13 protein-coding genes are annotated in these 16,084 nt (G+C 48.2%); 7 read left to right on the top strand and 6 right to left on the bottom strand.

What is annotated here, in order from left to right; all coding sequences use genetic code 11:
* Window positions 1–3: 3 nt before the first annotated feature.
* Window positions 4–282: a ferredoxin family protein gene (locus tag ACN0YH_RS21860; RefSeq protein ID WP_417381722.1), complete on the bottom strand. Its 279-nt coding sequence runs from the start codon at window positions 280–282 to the stop codon at window positions 4–6.
* A gap of 579 nt (window positions 283–861) precedes the next feature.
* Here ACN0YH_RS21860 and ACN0YH_RS21865 point away from each other — a divergent pair.
* From ACN0YH_RS21865 to rlmN, 3 genes are all read left to right on the top strand, one after another.
* Window positions 862–2,061, top strand: a complete 1,200-nt coding sequence (locus tag ACN0YH_RS21865) for a DegT/DnrJ/EryC1/StrS family aminotransferase (protein WP_417381723.1) — start codon at window positions 862–864, stop codon at window positions 2,059–2,061.
* A gap of 420 nt (window positions 2,062–2,481) precedes the next feature.
* Complete coding sequence (locus tag ACN0YH_RS21870; RefSeq protein ID WP_417381724.1) at window positions 2,482–4,413, top strand: tetratricopeptide repeat protein; 1,932 nt, start codon at window positions 2,482–2,484, stop codon at window positions 4,411–4,413.
* Window positions 4,414–4,621: 208 nt separating this feature from the next.
* Window positions 4,622–5,728 carry a 23S rRNA (adenine(2503)-C(2))-methyltransferase RlmN gene (rlmN, locus tag ACN0YH_RS21875; RefSeq protein WP_417381725.1) on the top strand — a complete coding sequence of 369 codons (1,107 nt, stop codon included), beginning with the start codon at window positions 4,622–4,624 and terminating at the stop codon, window positions 5,726–5,728.
* 207 nt (window positions 5,729–5,935) lie between these two features.
* Here rlmN and ACN0YH_RS21880 read toward each other — a convergent pair whose 3' ends face one another.
* The gene (locus ACN0YH_RS21880; protein WP_417381726.1) at window positions 5,936–6,367 is read right to left on the bottom strand and encodes a hypothetical protein; all 432 of its coding nucleotides are present in this window, start codon (window positions 6,365–6,367) and stop codon (window positions 5,936–5,938) included.
* Between the two features lie 339 nt (window positions 6,368–6,706).
* On the opposite strand from ACN0YH_RS21880, the gene ACN0YH_RS21885 reads away from it, so the two are divergent.
* Window positions 6,707–8,125: an aldehyde dehydrogenase family protein gene (locus tag ACN0YH_RS21885; RefSeq protein ID WP_417381727.1), complete on the top strand. Its 1,419-nt coding sequence runs from the start codon at window positions 6,707–6,709 to the stop codon at window positions 8,123–8,125.
* A gap of 53 nt (window positions 8,126–8,178) precedes the next feature.
* On the opposite strand, the gene ACN0YH_RS21890 is transcribed toward ACN0YH_RS21885, so the two are convergent.
* Window positions 8,179–8,910 (bottom strand): metallophosphoesterase family protein, encoded by a 732-nt coding sequence (locus ACN0YH_RS21890; RefSeq protein ID WP_417381728.1) that lies wholly within the window; start codon window positions 8,908–8,910, stop codon window positions 8,179–8,181.
* A gap of 74 nt (window positions 8,911–8,984) precedes the next feature.
* Entirely contained in the window at window positions 8,985–10,241 is a 1,257-nt protein-coding gene (locus ACN0YH_RS21895) for an argininosuccinate synthase (protein WP_417381729.1), read from the bottom strand.
* 68 nt (window positions 10,242–10,309) lie between these two features.
* Between ACN0YH_RS21895 and ACN0YH_RS21900 the strand changes: the two genes are divergently transcribed.
* Entirely contained in the window at window positions 10,310–10,438 is a 129-nt protein-coding gene (locus tag ACN0YH_RS21900) for a hypothetical protein (protein WP_417381730.1), read from the top strand.
* Between the two features lie 66 nt (window positions 10,439–10,504).
* Here ACN0YH_RS21900 and groL read toward each other — a convergent pair whose 3' ends face one another.
* Both groL and groES read right to left on the bottom strand, forming a co-directional pair.
* The gene (gene groL / locus ACN0YH_RS21905; protein WP_417381731.1) at window positions 10,505–12,106 is read right to left on the bottom strand and encodes a chaperonin GroEL; all 1,602 of its coding nucleotides are present in this window, start codon (window positions 12,104–12,106) and stop codon (window positions 10,505–10,507) included.
* A 100-nt stretch (window positions 12,107–12,206) separates the two neighbouring features.
* Window positions 12,207–12,524 (bottom strand): co-chaperone GroES, encoded by a 318-nt coding sequence (groES, locus tag ACN0YH_RS21910; protein WP_002647314.1) that lies wholly within the window; start codon window positions 12,522–12,524, stop codon window positions 12,207–12,209.
* 540 nt (window positions 12,525–13,064) lie between these two features.
* Here groES and ACN0YH_RS21915 point away from each other — a divergent pair.
* Both ACN0YH_RS21915 and ACN0YH_RS21920 read left to right on the top strand, forming a co-directional pair.
* On the top strand, window positions 13,065–13,922 hold the full coding sequence (locus tag ACN0YH_RS21915; RefSeq protein WP_417381732.1) for a tetratricopeptide repeat protein: 858 nt from the start codon (window positions 13,065–13,067) through the stop codon (window positions 13,920–13,922).
* A 215-nt stretch (window positions 13,923–14,137) separates the two neighbouring features.
* The gene (locus ACN0YH_RS21920) at window positions 14,138–15,877 is read left to right on the top strand and encodes a hypothetical protein (protein ID WP_417381733.1); all 1,740 of its coding nucleotides are present in this window, start codon (window positions 14,138–14,140) and stop codon (window positions 15,875–15,877) included.
* The last annotated feature ends 207 nt before the right edge of the window (window positions 15,878–16,084 follow it).

The following is a 16,084-nucleotide window of genomic DNA, read 5'->3' on the forward strand; positions in this document are numbered from 1 at the left end:
GAATCATGAATCAGTCAGGGGCTCTTTCTTTTCGGTGATCACAGGGAGTTCCTGTGATTTTTCAGCATTGATCTGAGTATATTCCTGCCATTTTTCTGGAACATTGTCCTCGTGAAAAATCGCCTCAACCGGGCATTCAGGCACGCAGGCTTCACAATCGATGCACTCATCGGGATTGATGTATACCATTGATTCCCCTTCGTAGAAACATTCTACGGGGCAAACCACGACACAATCTGTATATTTGCAATTGAAGCAAGCCTCTGTAACCACGTGTGCCATGAGTTTTCCTTTCTGGACATTGCTCTGAAATAATAGGCAAAAATCTGCTCGAAGCCTTCTCAGAGATTATAGGCTTCTGCTATCAAAAAACTACCAGTCTTACTGAAAACCGCCTGATGACAGGTCTGTAAGACAGGTATTTAATGTTATATAGTCGATTTTGGAATGTCGTTTCAACCTCGAACTCTCGATTCATCGTAGATCTCGCAAAAACACGTGTCAAGACTACCAAAATCTCTCTAAATCCAGAGTATGCTACTACTATCGGCAATCCTCAGAACAATCATTGGCTGATTGCCGAATTCGCTGCCCGAGGCCGTTTTCAGCCCCCTGGATGCCCCTGGATCAATCGGGCCAGTTTTCAGTTCGACACATATTGACACAAACAGGTTCTCAACATAATCTACCGACGAAACTTCGATTTGTTATTGAGAATTCCAGGATGGAAATCCCCTCAAGATAATCGATCTCTCACTGTCTAACCTGATAATTTGGTGTACCAAATCTCTCAAAACTACCATTTTTACCGGTTTTTGAGCACGGAACTCCCCGGATTCCCATAGCGAATGGAGTCGCTGAATGACAAACAACACCCCCACCCCAGTCCCTTTCATCAATCTTGTCGCCCAATATCAGAGAATCAAATCTGAGGTTCAGGAAGCAGTCCTGAAAGTGTTCGATGACCAGTCCTTTGTACTGGGTGATGAAGTTGCAGAGTTTGAGTGCGATATCGCAGAATATTGTGATTCCCGAAATGCGATCGGGGTCGCGTCTGGTACCGATGCCTTACTACTGGCCCTGATGGCTTTGGAAATCGGTCCCGGTGATGAAGTCATAACCAGCCCGTTTACTTTCTTTGCAACAGGCAGCTGCATTGCACGCGTTGGTGCAACCCCCGTGTTTGCGGACATTGATCCTGTCAGCTTCAATTTGTGTCCTGAGTCCATTGAGAGCAAAATCACCGATCGAACTAAAGCAATCATGCCTGTCCATATTTTTGGACAATGTGCAGATATGGAACCGATCTGGAGAAATGCGGTTCGTAATGGAATTCCTGTCATAGAAGACGCAGCTCAGGCCATTGGGGCTGAATATCGAGGGCGCCGCGCAGGGGTCCTCGGTACCGTTGGATGTTTCAGCTTTTTCCCTACAAAGAATCTGGGGGGAGCCGGTGATGGTGGTTTAGTAACAACCGACGATCCAGACCTGGCAACACGTATCAGACGCTTAAGGGTTCATGGCGATCTCGGCGGATACCAGCATGCCGAAATTGGTATCAACAGTCGACTGGATGCACTGCAGGCAGCAGTTCTGCGGGTCAAACTGCGTCATCTTGATAAGTGGACGACCGAACGTCAGGAAAATGCACGACGCTACAACGCCCTGTTCCGCCATTATCAGTTACTTGATTGCGTAGAACCACCCACGGTTCTCCCTGATCGACGCCACGTTTACAACCAGTACAGTGTCCGAGTAAAAGGGGGCCAACGGGATAAGGTTCTTCAGGATCTGCGAGAGAAGCAGATCGGTTGTGCGATTTACTATCCTCGTCCACTCCATTTGCAGCAATGTTTTGAGTACCTGAACTGTAAGTCCGGAGATCTGCCTCAGACCGAACTGATCACCAGTGAATGCCTGGCTCTGCCGATCTTCTCAGAATTAACGGAAGTTCAACAGGAAACAGTAGTTCGTGGAATCGCCGAAAGCCTGGGACGACTTTCTTCACCACAATTCCCTACACTTTATTCAGAAACTCCGCAAATCTCAAAAGCGGCCTGAACAGAAACAAACGACTAAATTGTCATACGTTATCCCACTGGTTTCATCCAGAAAACAGTGGGATTTTTTTACGGCTGGAGCGCATCACATTTAACCATAGCGTCTCGCAATCTAATAGACTCGGGCCAAACAGCCCGGGAAACGCTACAGTAAAATTAGACACTGTCTAGCTGCAAACCGGTATCGACTCACCTCCGCCAAAACAGGCACCAGACTCACCCCATTTTACACAACCGGACAGCCAGTCGTTGCACCACTCAAAAAATCATTAAAAATAGCAGGGAAATTCCCCCCGTATGAGATTCATCGTGTAGATTTAGGTAGACGAAATTAATTTCCTGCATTGATGTGCAAAGCATCCACGACATTACCCAAACTCCTGCCATAATACTGATGCTGATCGGCAGTTAAGGAGATCACATGCCGACTCGATTTCGAAGTACAACAATTCGATTGCTGGTGGCCTTGATTCTCAGTGGCCCCGCTCTGGTTCTGTTACACGCAGAGGAAGCCCGCAAAGAACCTGACCCGACTGCAGGTAAGACGGCGATTGCCCTCAATTACTGCCGTGCTTCATTCTACCGCATCAAAAAATCGGGCACCAAGGAAGTCATGTTTGAAGAGCGGGAAAAGATTCTGAACAATTTGAATTTGAACGGAATCGGAGACGAGAAAGTCGTCAAACTCTACTCTGCTGTTCTGGACGAAATTGGGCAGGTAGAGATTGCTGAGCAGGAACGGGAATACTTCAAAAACAAACACAAGTATCATGCGCGCCAGAAAGTCGCGACCAATGCACTGGCTTTAACAACCGATGTGCTGACGCTGCAATTCGGTAGTGCAATCCGAAATGGAGCTAACAGTTGGTGGGACTATCGAAATGTAGAAGCTCAGAAAGATCTGGATGTCTGGAAGGTAGACAAGGAACGTATGGAAGCGGTCATTTCCCGCTCCACCCTGTTTCTGGATACATTCTGGAAACTGGCTCAGGAAAAAAACATCCCCGATGACTGGTTGATTCGAGACGACGATCTTGAGACCCTCGACCAGGCAATGCAGGAACAGAACCCGCGCGTACGGCTGCGGATTTTAAAGCGTCTGGAACGCTTCATGAGCCATTACCCGCCCTACTGGTATTACGTTGCGCGAACACAGCAGGCACAGGGACAGCTCTTTGCTGCTTCACATACATATAATGAACTGGCGAATCTCGGCGATGGCTATTTCCGCCGTGATGACATGCTGGCATCGGGAACGGCAAATCTTGCGGGCATCCGCGATTACCTGGGACAGCCAGACGCAGCGAAAATGGCCCTCAAATCCCAGACCTACTCCAGCGATGTCTGGGAAGCGAATTTACTCTGCTCTCGCATCCTGCAAAAGTATCAACAGCATGACGAAGCCGAAGAAGCAATTCTGCGGAATCTGGATGTTGACCTGGAGACGAACCAGAGTTCGGTCGCACTACTTTCACTTTATTATGCGACTAATGATAAAACCAAAATGATGGCACAATTGAATCAGCCAAAAATTGTCCAGTCTGTACCGGTACCGACATTGATTCAATGTGCCATGTTTCTGGGGTCTGACAGAATGCCCCCGGTCGCAGCATCTCAAATCGCCTCTTCTCTGTACGTTTACCCTCAGTTGCATTTCGGGGCGGATGATATTGTGATTGCCTCGACTGGCAACTGGCATTTGCATATGTCGAATGCAGAATTAGTAATGGCAAACAAAACCTATACCCGCCCGAGACTGGCAGCCGGAAAAAACGAAGTTCATGCGCGTTTTGAGCGCGTTGCAGAGTTTGGAAACCCATTCGGAAATACAAACGTAGCCTATTCTCAACCCAAATTGCGTTTGAAATACCCAGATGGATCCAGCCTGGAACTGATGCTCTCATCCACACCACAGGACCGAAATACGCCAGACTCCGGTAATCTGTTGACTGCTCTCAAAGCTCCTGCCGGGCAACATTATCGTATCGTGGGAGCAGAAATTCAGGGGCAGACAATCGCGTTTAACAGAAATGCGATTGAAGATGATGGTCGGCGGATCGTGAGACAAAACCCGGGGCGTGCTGTCGATACACCACAGATATCACAAAACGCTCCTCAGCCACAACTCAAACCCGAGCAACAACAATTGCAGGCACAATCTGCCCCTAAACTGCCGACCTTAGTGGCACCGGATCTTTCTACCCCCGATTTGCCGGTAATGCCGAGTTCTCTCCCTCCGATCCCTGCACTCTCATTCGATCTGGAATCCATTGAAGAACCAAAAGGCAGCCAGAAGAAAAAAGGGACTGTAGTCAGCTTTCCCGCTCCTCCAGATGAGACGAATGTACCGTAAAACAATCCCCCCTCACTACATTTGCCAGGTGGGAATCAGAAAGTACTCTTGGAAATAGTAGTCATGCGGTCGGGTCTCCGGTATGATACCTACAGAGATTCGTGTGCCTGAACAAGATTTCGGGCGTTTTTCCCAAACCGGATTGAATTGCAAAACCTGTTCGCAGTGCTTTCGACTGACTGCGAACCCCATGTGCTTGAGCCTCCAAATGCTGCCTTCTGAAAATGAGATTCCACAGACTTCCGCGTCGGAAGTCGATAAGCTCCCATTGATTACTGACTTGACTCGGGATCAGCTTGCGCAATGGTGCATTGATCATGACTCTTCCTCATATCGTGCAGATCAGATCCGGCGTTGGATCTTCACGAAACGCGTCAATGACTTTGATGCGATGCACGATATTTCCAAGAAGTTTCGAGATCTTCTCAAAGAGAACTTTCGGTTCTTTTCGACCAGTATCGTCAAACACCAGACTTCCAGAGATCGCACGGAAAAACTGTTACTTGAACTGCATGACGGACATCACGTCGAATGCGTGTTGATGCGTGAACCCAAAAGGAACACCGTCTGTATCAGTACTCAAGTCGGCTGTGCCATGGGCTGTGTTTTCTGCGCCAGCGGATTACTGGGTTTAACCCGTAATCTGACCATGGGGGAAATCCTGGAACAGATTTTACGACTGGATCGAGTCATCGGGGAAGAAGAACGCATCTCAAATATCGTGGTCATGGGAATTGGGGAACCACTGGCGAATCTGTCTGCCTTGATCCCCGCTCTTGATACTCTGAATCATAAAGGCGGGATGGGCATTGGAGCCCGCAAAATCACTGTCTCCACGGTCGGACTGCCTGTCAAAATCCGCGAACTGGCAGACGTCAACAAGTCTTACATCCTTGCAGTTTCACTCCACGCACCGAATGACACACTTCGGGATCAGATCGTTCCCACGAATAACAAAATTGGTATTCAAAAAATTCTCGATGCGACCGACTATTATTATGTGACAACAGGTAGACGTGTCACATTTGAATATATCCTGCTTGCAGGAGTGAATGACAGTCCCGCCCATGCACATGAACTGGCCTGCCTGCTGAAGCATCGCAATGCCCATGTGAATCTGATCCCCGCCAATGGGGTCGAAGAGACAGGCTACAAGACTCCGAGTACCGAAGACGTGGACCGCTTCTTTATGACACTTGCTAAAGGGGGCGTCAATGTGACGGTCCGGAAACGCAAAGGGGATGATATCGACGCTGCCTGCGGACAGTTGAGGCTGAATCGCGAAAAAGAAAAAGACCTGGTACAGATTCAGTAACGAAGATGGCTAGAGCGTTTCACATTGAACGATAGCGTCTCTCAATTCAATATCTCGGCCCAAATGGCCCTGGAGACGCTACAGTAAAACTGGACACAGTCGAGTGGTCCATCAAGCCTGTATTGACAGATGGTCAATGTCAGGCGAGCACGCCAACGAGCGTGCGGACCATTTCAGCCAACGTGCCATTCCAAGTCTGATAAGACTCTATTCCAGATCAAAGTCTTTGGGATCAAAGTTGACCAGGACATCATCCCGGAAGATCAGATAGACACTGCGACCACTTTCGTCAGGTCCCCAGCGATAAGCCTCATCAGACGTACGAAACGTGCCGCCAGTGGCCTTGAGCCACTTGGACGCTTCCTGAAATTCGCCTTCTTCACCGAGTTCTTTTTCCACACTGTTACGTGGCATTCCAGAGTAGAGACGATTTTTAAGGATCCAGTTCAGAGCTTTGGGGTCGCGCTTGGTTTGAAACCGCGTACGATACTCCTCTGCCTGGCTGACTCGTTTTTCAGCCTTATGAGTAGTGGCCATCGATTCAGAATCCCACTCAGGCAGCGTTTCACAACCTGAACCCGCCAGAAGCATAATGATACTGCATACCATCCACGGTGCCACACATCGAAGGTTGGCCATGATCATATCCACCCGATAGAAGGAAAATTGTTGAGGGCAATTCACTGCCGCGATGTGTTCGCCACAGCAGATTATTGAGAGAAATGAAATGGGAGACAGAACTGTCCCCTGAGAAGCAGACGTGTTTTAACAAATCTGTGACATTCCGCCAAGATCAATATTGAGTCAGAATAGACAGCTATAAGACTCTGCAAATATGACACTTATGTATTTTTCGTTGTCTCAGCTCTGAAATCAGCGGCCTGCCTGGGTTGTCAGATTCTGTCAGCACGTCTATTCTGAAATTGTCTGATTTTTGTAACTTATTTGGCTCCCCCTTTCCATAAAGGATTGATCAATATGAAAATGTTTTGCGCGGGACAATGGCAGGATACCTCAAAAACAATCAATGTGATCAACCCGTTCGATCAATCGGTCATTGACACAATCCCCCAGGGGAGTAGCGACGATGTTGCGAATGCGGTTGCAGTCTTGGAGCAGGGTGCCCGCATCATGAAATCCATGACCGCGTATGAACGCAGTCAGATTCTACAAAAAGCGTCTGAATTGATGCTGGAGCGAAAAGATGATTTCGCGCGGACGATCAGTCTGGAAGAAGGTAAAGTTCTGGCGGAGAGTCAAGTCGAAGCAATTCGTAGTGCTGAAGTGATCCGTCTTTCAGGCGAAGAAGCCCGACGTATGACCGGTGAAATGATCCCTCTCGAAGGGAACGCCGGGGGACAGAACAAGCTTGGATTTACACTTCGCATCCCTTGTGGAATCGTCGCTGCGATTACTCCTTTTAACTTCCCCTTAAACCTTGTAAGCCACAAAGTTGGTCCTGCCATTGCAGCCGGTAATGCCATCCTCATCAAGCCGGCCAGCGATACTCCCTTGTCGGCGTTGAAGCTGACAGAGCTTCTACTGGAAGCAGGTTTGCCTAAAGAAGCAATTGCCTGTGTCACCGGCCCTGGAGGGGAAATTGGTCGCGCCATCTGTACCGATTCCCGAATTCGCAAAATCAGCTTCACCGGCAGTTATGAAGTGGGAACTAAAATTTGCGAAATGGCTGGATTGAAGAAAGTCACGATGGAGCTCGGCAGCAACAGTCCCGTCATTATCATGGATGATGCCGACCTTGAGAAAGCTGCGACTGCAGTCAGTATGGCCGGGTACGCCAACGCCGGTCAGGTCTGTATCTCAGCTCAACGCATTCTGACTTCTTCTGCAATCAAGTCTGACTTCTTAGATCTGTTAAAATCAAAAGTCGACGTTCTGCACACCGGCAACCAGCTGGAAGAATCAACAAAAATTGGACCTATGGTTCGCGAATCGGATGCCAGTCGTGTCGAACAATGGGTCAACGAAGCGGTCAGCCAGGGGGCGAGGCTGGTAACAGGAGGGACACGTCAGGGCGCTATCTATGCCCCGACGATTCTGGATAACACTAGTCCCGAGATGCAGGTCGAAAAAGATGAAATCTTCGGCCCTGCAGTCGCACTGTCATACTTTGATGATATTGAGCATGCGATCCGCATGGCGAATAATACGACTTATGGACTGTCGGCTGGTATTTTCACACAGGATCTCGATCGGGCCATGAAATTTGCCCGTGAAGTTGAGAGTGGTAACCTCCACATTAACTGGTCCAGCCAGTGGCGGGCTGATGCTATGCCTTATGGCGGAATCAAGCACAGTGGGACAGGTAAGGAAGGCCCTAAATATGCTATTCAGGAAATGAGCGAAGAGAAAATGGTAGTGATGCACCTGACAGACTGATCGACTCCGTGTTCACGTGCAGAAGCAGGTAACTTCTTGCTTCTGCACTACGATTACTTAATCAGATAACGTTCGAGCGTCTTACCATCCCGGTATTTTCCCGATTGTTTAGCCTGAAAGAGTTCATTTGTGTGCACGTCGATAGCGGTCAGATAGTTTCCTCGATAGGCAGCCGTATCAAGACAGGCCCAGCCATCATAAACCAGAGGTTTGCCCGATTTTTGTGCCGTGTGTCCACAGATGATTCGACGACCAGAAGGATCCGGCTCTTCCTCACCTGTGATTCGGTCCCAGCGGAGCTCCTGAGTTGTCAGGTCTTCCAGAGGAACGCCAGGAACAGCCGTCGCATGAACGAAGATATCGGTCTCTGTCTCGTAATAATCCAGTGCAGTCGCCATGAAAATACGATGCTCTTCTGGTATGAGATCGTAGCGACCACCGTAGGAGTCGATTGCTTCTTTGCCACCATGCTGCAGCCAGATTGATTCCCAGTGGCCTCCCTGCAGGCCATCCAACAGCATTTCTTCATGATTCCCTTTGATCATGATCAGCTTACAGGTGGCTTTAAGATCCAATAGAATCTCAATCACATGTTTGGTACCAGGCCCCCGGTCAACCGCATCCCCCAGACAGATAAAGGTATCTTCCCGAGTCAATTCGAGGTGATACAAAATCGTACCCAGAGCAACATCGCAACCGTGAATATCACCGATTGCGATGGTTCGTCCTTTCTGTGTCGATTGATCCATCATGCGACCACATGTATTAAAGTTAGCCTGAGTCATCACTCATAGCTGCTGATAAAAATCAGCTGATAAGATCTGACTCAGGGTTGATCGAGCGTCAGAAACCTGTTTTTTCAGGATTTGTCAGATTGACTGGGAGGCATAATCCGGGTTGGCTTGGAACTGGGCTCCCCCTTCAGCAACTGTTGACGAGCCTGAGTCTGCTGAGCCAGTCCATGGATCCTGATGAAACCCAAGGCTGTTTCATGAGGAAACTGATCACCCTCTTCATAGGTTGCCAGCTCAGGACTGTAAAGGCTGTGCTCACTCTTCAAACCGGTCACTGTATGATTTCCTTTATACAGCGAAACTCGTACAGTTCCGGAAACAAAACGCTGGTTCTTTTCGACAAATCCCATCAGGTCCTGATGGAATGAACTGTACCAGAGGCCATCATAAATGATGTCACTACAGGTCTGGCTGACATAGGTCTTGAATCGCAGTGCCTGCCTGCTCAGAGTCAGGAATTCCAGTTCGCGGTGGGCATTATGCAGAATGACAGCAGCAGGTGCTTCATAAATTTCGCGACTCTTAATCCCTACCAGGCGGTTTTCAACATGATCAATGCGACCGACACCATTTTCTCCACCGATTTTATTCAAGTGCAGAATCAGCTCAGCACCGTCCATCTCTTTTCCATCAATGGCAATCGGACGTCCCTGCTCAAATTCAATCGTGACTTCTACCGGTTGATTGGGAGCATCTTCAGGGGAAACCGTCCATTTATAGGCTTCTTTAGGCGGGGCAACCCAGGGATCTTCGAGAATACCGGCTTCTACAGAACGACCCCATAAGTTCTGGTCGATACTGAAAATGCTTTCTTTCGTGGCTTCCACTTCAATGCCGTGCTCTTTGGCATACTGCAGTTCTTCGGTACGAGTCCATTTCCATTCTCGCACGGGAGCAATGATTTTCAACTGGGGTGCCAGCGTCTGAAATGAAACATCAAACCGAACCTGGTCATTTCCCTTACCAGTACAGCCATGTGCCACTGCTGTCGCACCGTGCTCCTTGGCAACTTCGACCATACGATGAGCAATCAGAGGACGTCCTAATGCGGTCGCCAGTGGATATTTGCCTTCGTACATCGTACCCGTCATCAGAGAAGGCCAGACGAAGAAATCGACAAACATATTCTTAGTGTCTTCAATGACGGCTTCTACAGCACCGGTTTTGATCGCCTTTTCCTTGATTCCATCCACATCGCGACCCTGGCCGAGATCACAGGTATAAGTGATCACGTCCATATTGTATTTTTCATTGATCCACTTGACGGCCACGGAAGTATCCAGGCCACCACTGTATGCCAAAACTACTTTTTCTCTTGCCACGAAACTCTACCAATCTTCTGGAAATGAAGGAGTAAACAATGATTTGACGGAACTCGGGAATGATGCAAATGGTACTAATATCAGTTGCTGTCCGCAATGCGCAGATTCTAACATTCTGGCTCAGGGCAGTCGAAAACCAGACGAAAAACCACCAGAACCGCTCTGCCGGGTTGAGTCACCCGATCCAGCAGGAATAAGAAAAGCACCCGACAGTCTCCTGCCGGGTGCTTTAAATCTATTATAAAACGGGACGAAATCTGAGCTTAGTGCAGATCGTCGTCGCCATGGTCATCCTTGCCCTTCTCAGCGATCAAAGCATCACTGGTCAGCAGTAGTGTCGAAACACTGGCTGAATTCTGGAGAGCTGACCGCGTGACACGAGTCGGATCAATGATCCCGGTTTTGACCAGATCTTCGTACTTGGAAGTTGCGGCGTTGTAGCCCATGTTACCTTCCAGGTCAGAAACCTTTTCACATACCACACTGCCATCATCGCCAGCATTATTGGCAATTGAGGTCAGAGGAGCACGGCAGGCTCGCAGGATGATTTCGTAACCAACTTTTTCTTCCTGAGAAAGGCCGGTTGGTTTGCAGGCTGCAGAACACCGCAGTAATGCAACGCCACCACCAGGCAGGATGCCTTCGGCAACAGCAGCACGAACAGCATGCAGAGCATCTTCTACACGGGCTTTCTTTTCTTTCATTTCACTTTCAGTCGCAGCACCGACATTGATCTGTGCAACACCACCGGAAAGTTTTGCAATCCGTTCTTCCAGCTTTTCCTTGTCGTAATCGCTGGAGGAATTTTCCAGTTCACGACGGATCTGTTCGATACGGGACTTGATTTCGCCTGGCTTTCCACCACCTTCGATGATGGTGGCATTGTCTTTATCAACAGAAATCTTCTTAGCTACACCCAGATCGGACAACTGCAGATTTTCCAGCTGAATTCCGAGATCTTCAAAGATCGCCTGGCCACCAACCATGATCGCAATATCCTGCAGCATGGCTTTACGACGATCGCCATAACCCGGGGCTTTCACTGCACAGCAACGGAAGGTACCACGCAGTTTGTTGATCACAAGCGTCGACAGTGCTTCGCCTTCAATGTCTTCAGCGATGATCAGCAGAGGCTTACCGGCATTAACGACTTTTTCCAGGACAGGAACCAGATCTTTAATGTTCGAAATTTTCTTTTCGTGAACCAGAACGTAAGCATCTTCCAGATCGCAGGACATGCTCTGAGGATCAGTCACGAAGTAAGGAGACAGATAACCGCGGTCAAACTGCATGCCTTCTACCACTTCGAAGCTGGTCTGCAGGCTCTGGCCTTCTTCAACGGTAATCACACCGTCTTTTCCAACCTGCTCCATGGCGTCTGCCAGAATCTTACCGATTTCTTCGTCACCATTGGAGGCAACTTTACCAACCTGAGAAATCGCTTTTTTGTTCTTGCATTCAATCGACATCTTGTGGAGCTTGCCCACGATGTCTTCGACTGCCTTATCCATGCCACGCTTCATGGCAATCGGGCTGACACCGGCAACAACCGATTTCAGACCTTCATTGTAAATAGCCTCTGCCATAATGGTAGCAGTTGTGGTTCCATCGCCGGCGATGTCAGATGTTTTGCTGGCAACTTCACGAACCATGCGGGCCCCCATGTCTTCGAACTTGTCTGGTAGTTCGATTTCACGGGCAACAGATACACCGTCTTTAGTCACAGTCGGGGAACCAAAGCTTTTTTCCAGAATTACGTTACGGCCTTTTGGCCCCAGCGTCACACGAACGGCTTTTGCCAGCTTGCTGATGCCGCGTCGCATCGCTTCTTGAGCTTCCTGATCGAAGGCAATCATCTTTGCCATTTCACTATCTCTCCATGTACGCAGTATGAAATTTGAAAGGAAGAGTAACCAGCTCACCTGAATCGGGAGCGATTACCGCTAATAACAAAACAGGGGCAACTTAGTAAGTTGCCAAAATGTCACTTTCGCGGAGCAACAGATACTCTTCTCCGCCAATTTTGATTTCGTCCCCACCATAAGGACTGAAAATGACACGGTCCCCTTCCTTGACGGTTAATGGAAGCTTCGTTCCATCAGATTTGACGTGTCCATCTCCCACGGCGACTACTTCACCACGTTGTGGCTTATCCTGCGCACTGTCAGGAAGAACAATGCCCCCTGCTGTGGTTGACTCTGCAACTTCTCTTTTCAGAACGACTTTGTCACCAAGAGGGACAATCCGGGCGCCTTTACTTGCTTTGGCAGCCTTCTTCGCCATTGGGATCTCCTAGAATTTTTAATTTTGACTCGAATGTCTTCACATCGGATAGTTTTATGATCTGTGGCGGCGGTCGAGCCAATCCACAACAACACATGGTCAACTCATATCTGCAGTACAGACAAGAGCGTGTCTACCCTAGCTGCGAACGCCGTGCCTATTTGTCGAATAATCCATAAGACATTTGATAACCTTATGTTATCAAACATTCCCCAAAATCCATTCACTCGAGAATCCTGCCGGACAGTCTCCGTTATCTCAAATCCTGCTGCCATATTGGCAGCAATGCTTCATTTAATTTCTGCTGCTCTTCTTCAGTCACGCTGATTTCGTAATTTTCCAAAGTTGATGGAGTTTAAATCATTTTAAAATTGACACAACCGTCAAAATAGGTATTATCGGTAATCCAAGAAGACAGGTGCCTGAGTCTCTCCTTCAGGCTAGAGGGTCACCTTCCCTCAAATGTTCTCATCTCACTCACTCTCTCTCGTTTCATCTATCTAGGAAATCACAAGATCAGAAACACGAGAGGAGTTTGCAGTGTCAGAATCTTTGCCCCCGAGATCGAAATCAGAAGGCTTGGACCAATTGAATGAGATCGTGCAACAGGCACATCTGTTGGCTTCAGAAGGAAAGCCCCATGAGGCCCGTGCCCTGTTTTTTTCGAACGATTTCAACGCATCAAACTGGGTACGCCGTCTGTATCTGGGTCAGTTCCTGCTTGAAACCGGCCACCATCTGGAATCGATTGAAGAATTCTCTATTGTACTTGATGATGCACAACAGCAGGAAAATAATCAGTTGAGATCCGTCGTCTGTCATAATCTGGCAGTCGCCTATCGTCATCTGAAATTCTTTGATCTAGCCTCTCAGTTTCAGCAATATTCCATTGCCTGGGGAGACCTGCGTTCGGCAAACCATCAGACCCTCGAAGAAGAGCTGGACCAACTCTCGAACAACGCAGCCTGTGACCTGACAGGACGTGCAAATGACGCGATCCTGCAAAAGGACTACTCACTCGCAGAACAACTACTGAACATATCATTGTCACGAGAGATCCTGTATGGCGATCTGGATTCCCAGGCTGCTGATTGGGGAAACCTTGGAATCGTACAAGGGCTGAAGGGAAACCATTTACGAGCTGTTTCCTGCTTTCGAAAAGCTTACCAGCTCCACAAACAGACAAAAAATATCTCCTTGATGGGTCAGGACCTCGTCCATCTGGGTGAATTATTCTGGATAGTCGGCCGCTTCTGCCGTGCAACGCGCTGCCTGGATCGATCCCTTGAATGTTTTTCCAGGAGTCACCATTCAATTCTGGAACAGAATACCCGATCTCGATTATTCGAAATGCAGCGGCTTCTCAAAGTAAATCAACATGACCCATTGTTGAATTAACACTGACTTATCTCCAGAAGATAAATCACGAGCATTTGAATTTCAGTGACTGTCCACTTGCGAAATGCCCCATGCTCTGTTGATAATTGGAAAACAAAGAGTCGACCATACTTTTTTAGCACCCCCAGATCCGTAACCGGATGAAAACACCTTTCAGGGGCAGGTCGACTGGGATTGATTTCGCGGGATCTCACTAAACATCTCAAAGGTCTTACATGCCCATCAAGGTTCGCTGCAAAGAGTGTAATACTTCCTTTTCCGTCAGAGATGAAGCTGAAGGGAAACGAGTACGTTGTAAAGAATGTGGCGCTCCTGTCAAAGTCACTGCTGCAAAACCGAAAAGAAAACGCAGCAAGCCAGCAGATACAGATGATTTTCTGGCGACGCTGGATATTGATAAAATCGAAGACAAGGCATCAAAAATCTGCCCGCGGTGTGGACAGGATGTTGAAGAAGATGATGTTGAATGTTCTTACTGCGGTGTTGAACTGAGCACGGGTCGCATGAGTGAAGCAACTCGTCGCAAGCGAAAACGCAAAGGACCTGCGGTTGAAGAGTTTTATTCAAAATCCTGGGGAGACGCCTACACGTTTCTAAAAAATCATAAAGGACTGGCGGTCAAGACATTCATTTATTCGTCCATTGCGAGCACATTGTTTTTCTGCGCCATCTTCATGGTGATGTGGTGCCATCGAACTCCTCCTCGTGCGTTCTGGGGATTTATCGCATTTGTTTCCATCATGGCCATTCCCGGCTGGATCTGGTTTATTCAGACTGAAGTTGTCCGGTATGCATTACAGAAAAAGGATAAACTGAAACGCATCAACTTTGACTTTTTCCTGTGTTCAGCATTAGGAATGAAATTCATTTTCTGGGTTGTCCTGTTCAGTCTGCCAGCACAAGCAATCCTGGGGCCTCTCGGGTATTATTTCATTTCAAATGGCTCAACCCCAACAGGAGCAATTCTGATCGCCGCGGGTTTTATACCTACCTTTCTGATGTTTCCACTGGCCATTCCACACATGACTATGGCGGATTCCACACCAGGCTGGATGATGCATAAACTGGGAAAAATCTTTCTCAAGCTCGTGAAACCAGCAATGTTCTGGTGTTTTGTATTCGTGATTACCAACCTGCCGGTGATTGGCTGCCTGGCTGCTATTGGAGCGGTTAGCGGTAATGATTTAAACACCTTTTTCTCGAATGTCCGTTACAACTCATCAATTGCCAGAGACAATGGTGCAAAGGAATACGCAGAAGAAAACAAGATCAAAGATTTTGTGGAAGGTCCATTTCTTGGCAAAACACCCGCAGAACTTGACGCTTCAGTATTGATCATGCCTTCTATTTTGTGGGGGCTTGCCTGTCTGTTCTACGCTCCGACATTGATTTATAACGCCAGGGTCAATGGCCTGCTGGCAGTGCATTGCAAGCCTGACTTGAACCTGATTACCAAGCTGACAGAAACAAAATATGTTTCGAAAGCTGACCGCGAAAAGAGTGACGACAATATCACTCCTCCCATACAACTCGCAGTAATTGGGGTGCTTGGAGGGGCCGGGATCGGTACCATTTTCTATTTTGTGACCCCGTATTTGCCTTTAATGCTGGTCTGGGTCCTGTTCGGCATCGCATTCCTCACCCTGTTCGTCTGTTATATAATCAGTCTCATAAAGCTGTATAAAAATGATGGACCACTACATTGCGTAATTGGTTTTTTCATCTCGATTTATGCGTTTGGAAAGGGCTGGAGTTATGCCACAAAGGATAAAGAAATGGGCAAGACCATGCTCACCTGGACCCTTTTTATCGTCGTAATCAATTTCATGGCCTACTCCATCGAGGCACACGGAATCATCGAGTCTGAGGAGAAACAGAATGCCGCAGCCCCTGAAGATCCTGAAGCGGCGGATCCTGCGATGGAAGCTGGCCCTGCAGAACCGGCAACTCCCTGATTTCTGTATCTTCAGAATACCTCTGGTTGACAGCGTGTTCTGGTTGTTTACAATAGTACTCGTTACCACCGCTCTTCCCTCCTGCTCATCCAGCGGGCAAATGGAGTGGGTACTCCTGATTCACATTCCTGCAATATCGTGAATTCTTCAGGAGCCAGTTACATTGTTCCATTTGTTCTGAACAGTACCCGCTCATTTTACTGATGC

This window comes from Gimesia sp. (genome assembly GCF_048262075.1).
GTDB lineage: Bacteria > Planctomycetota > Planctomycetia > Planctomycetales > Planctomycetaceae > Gimesia.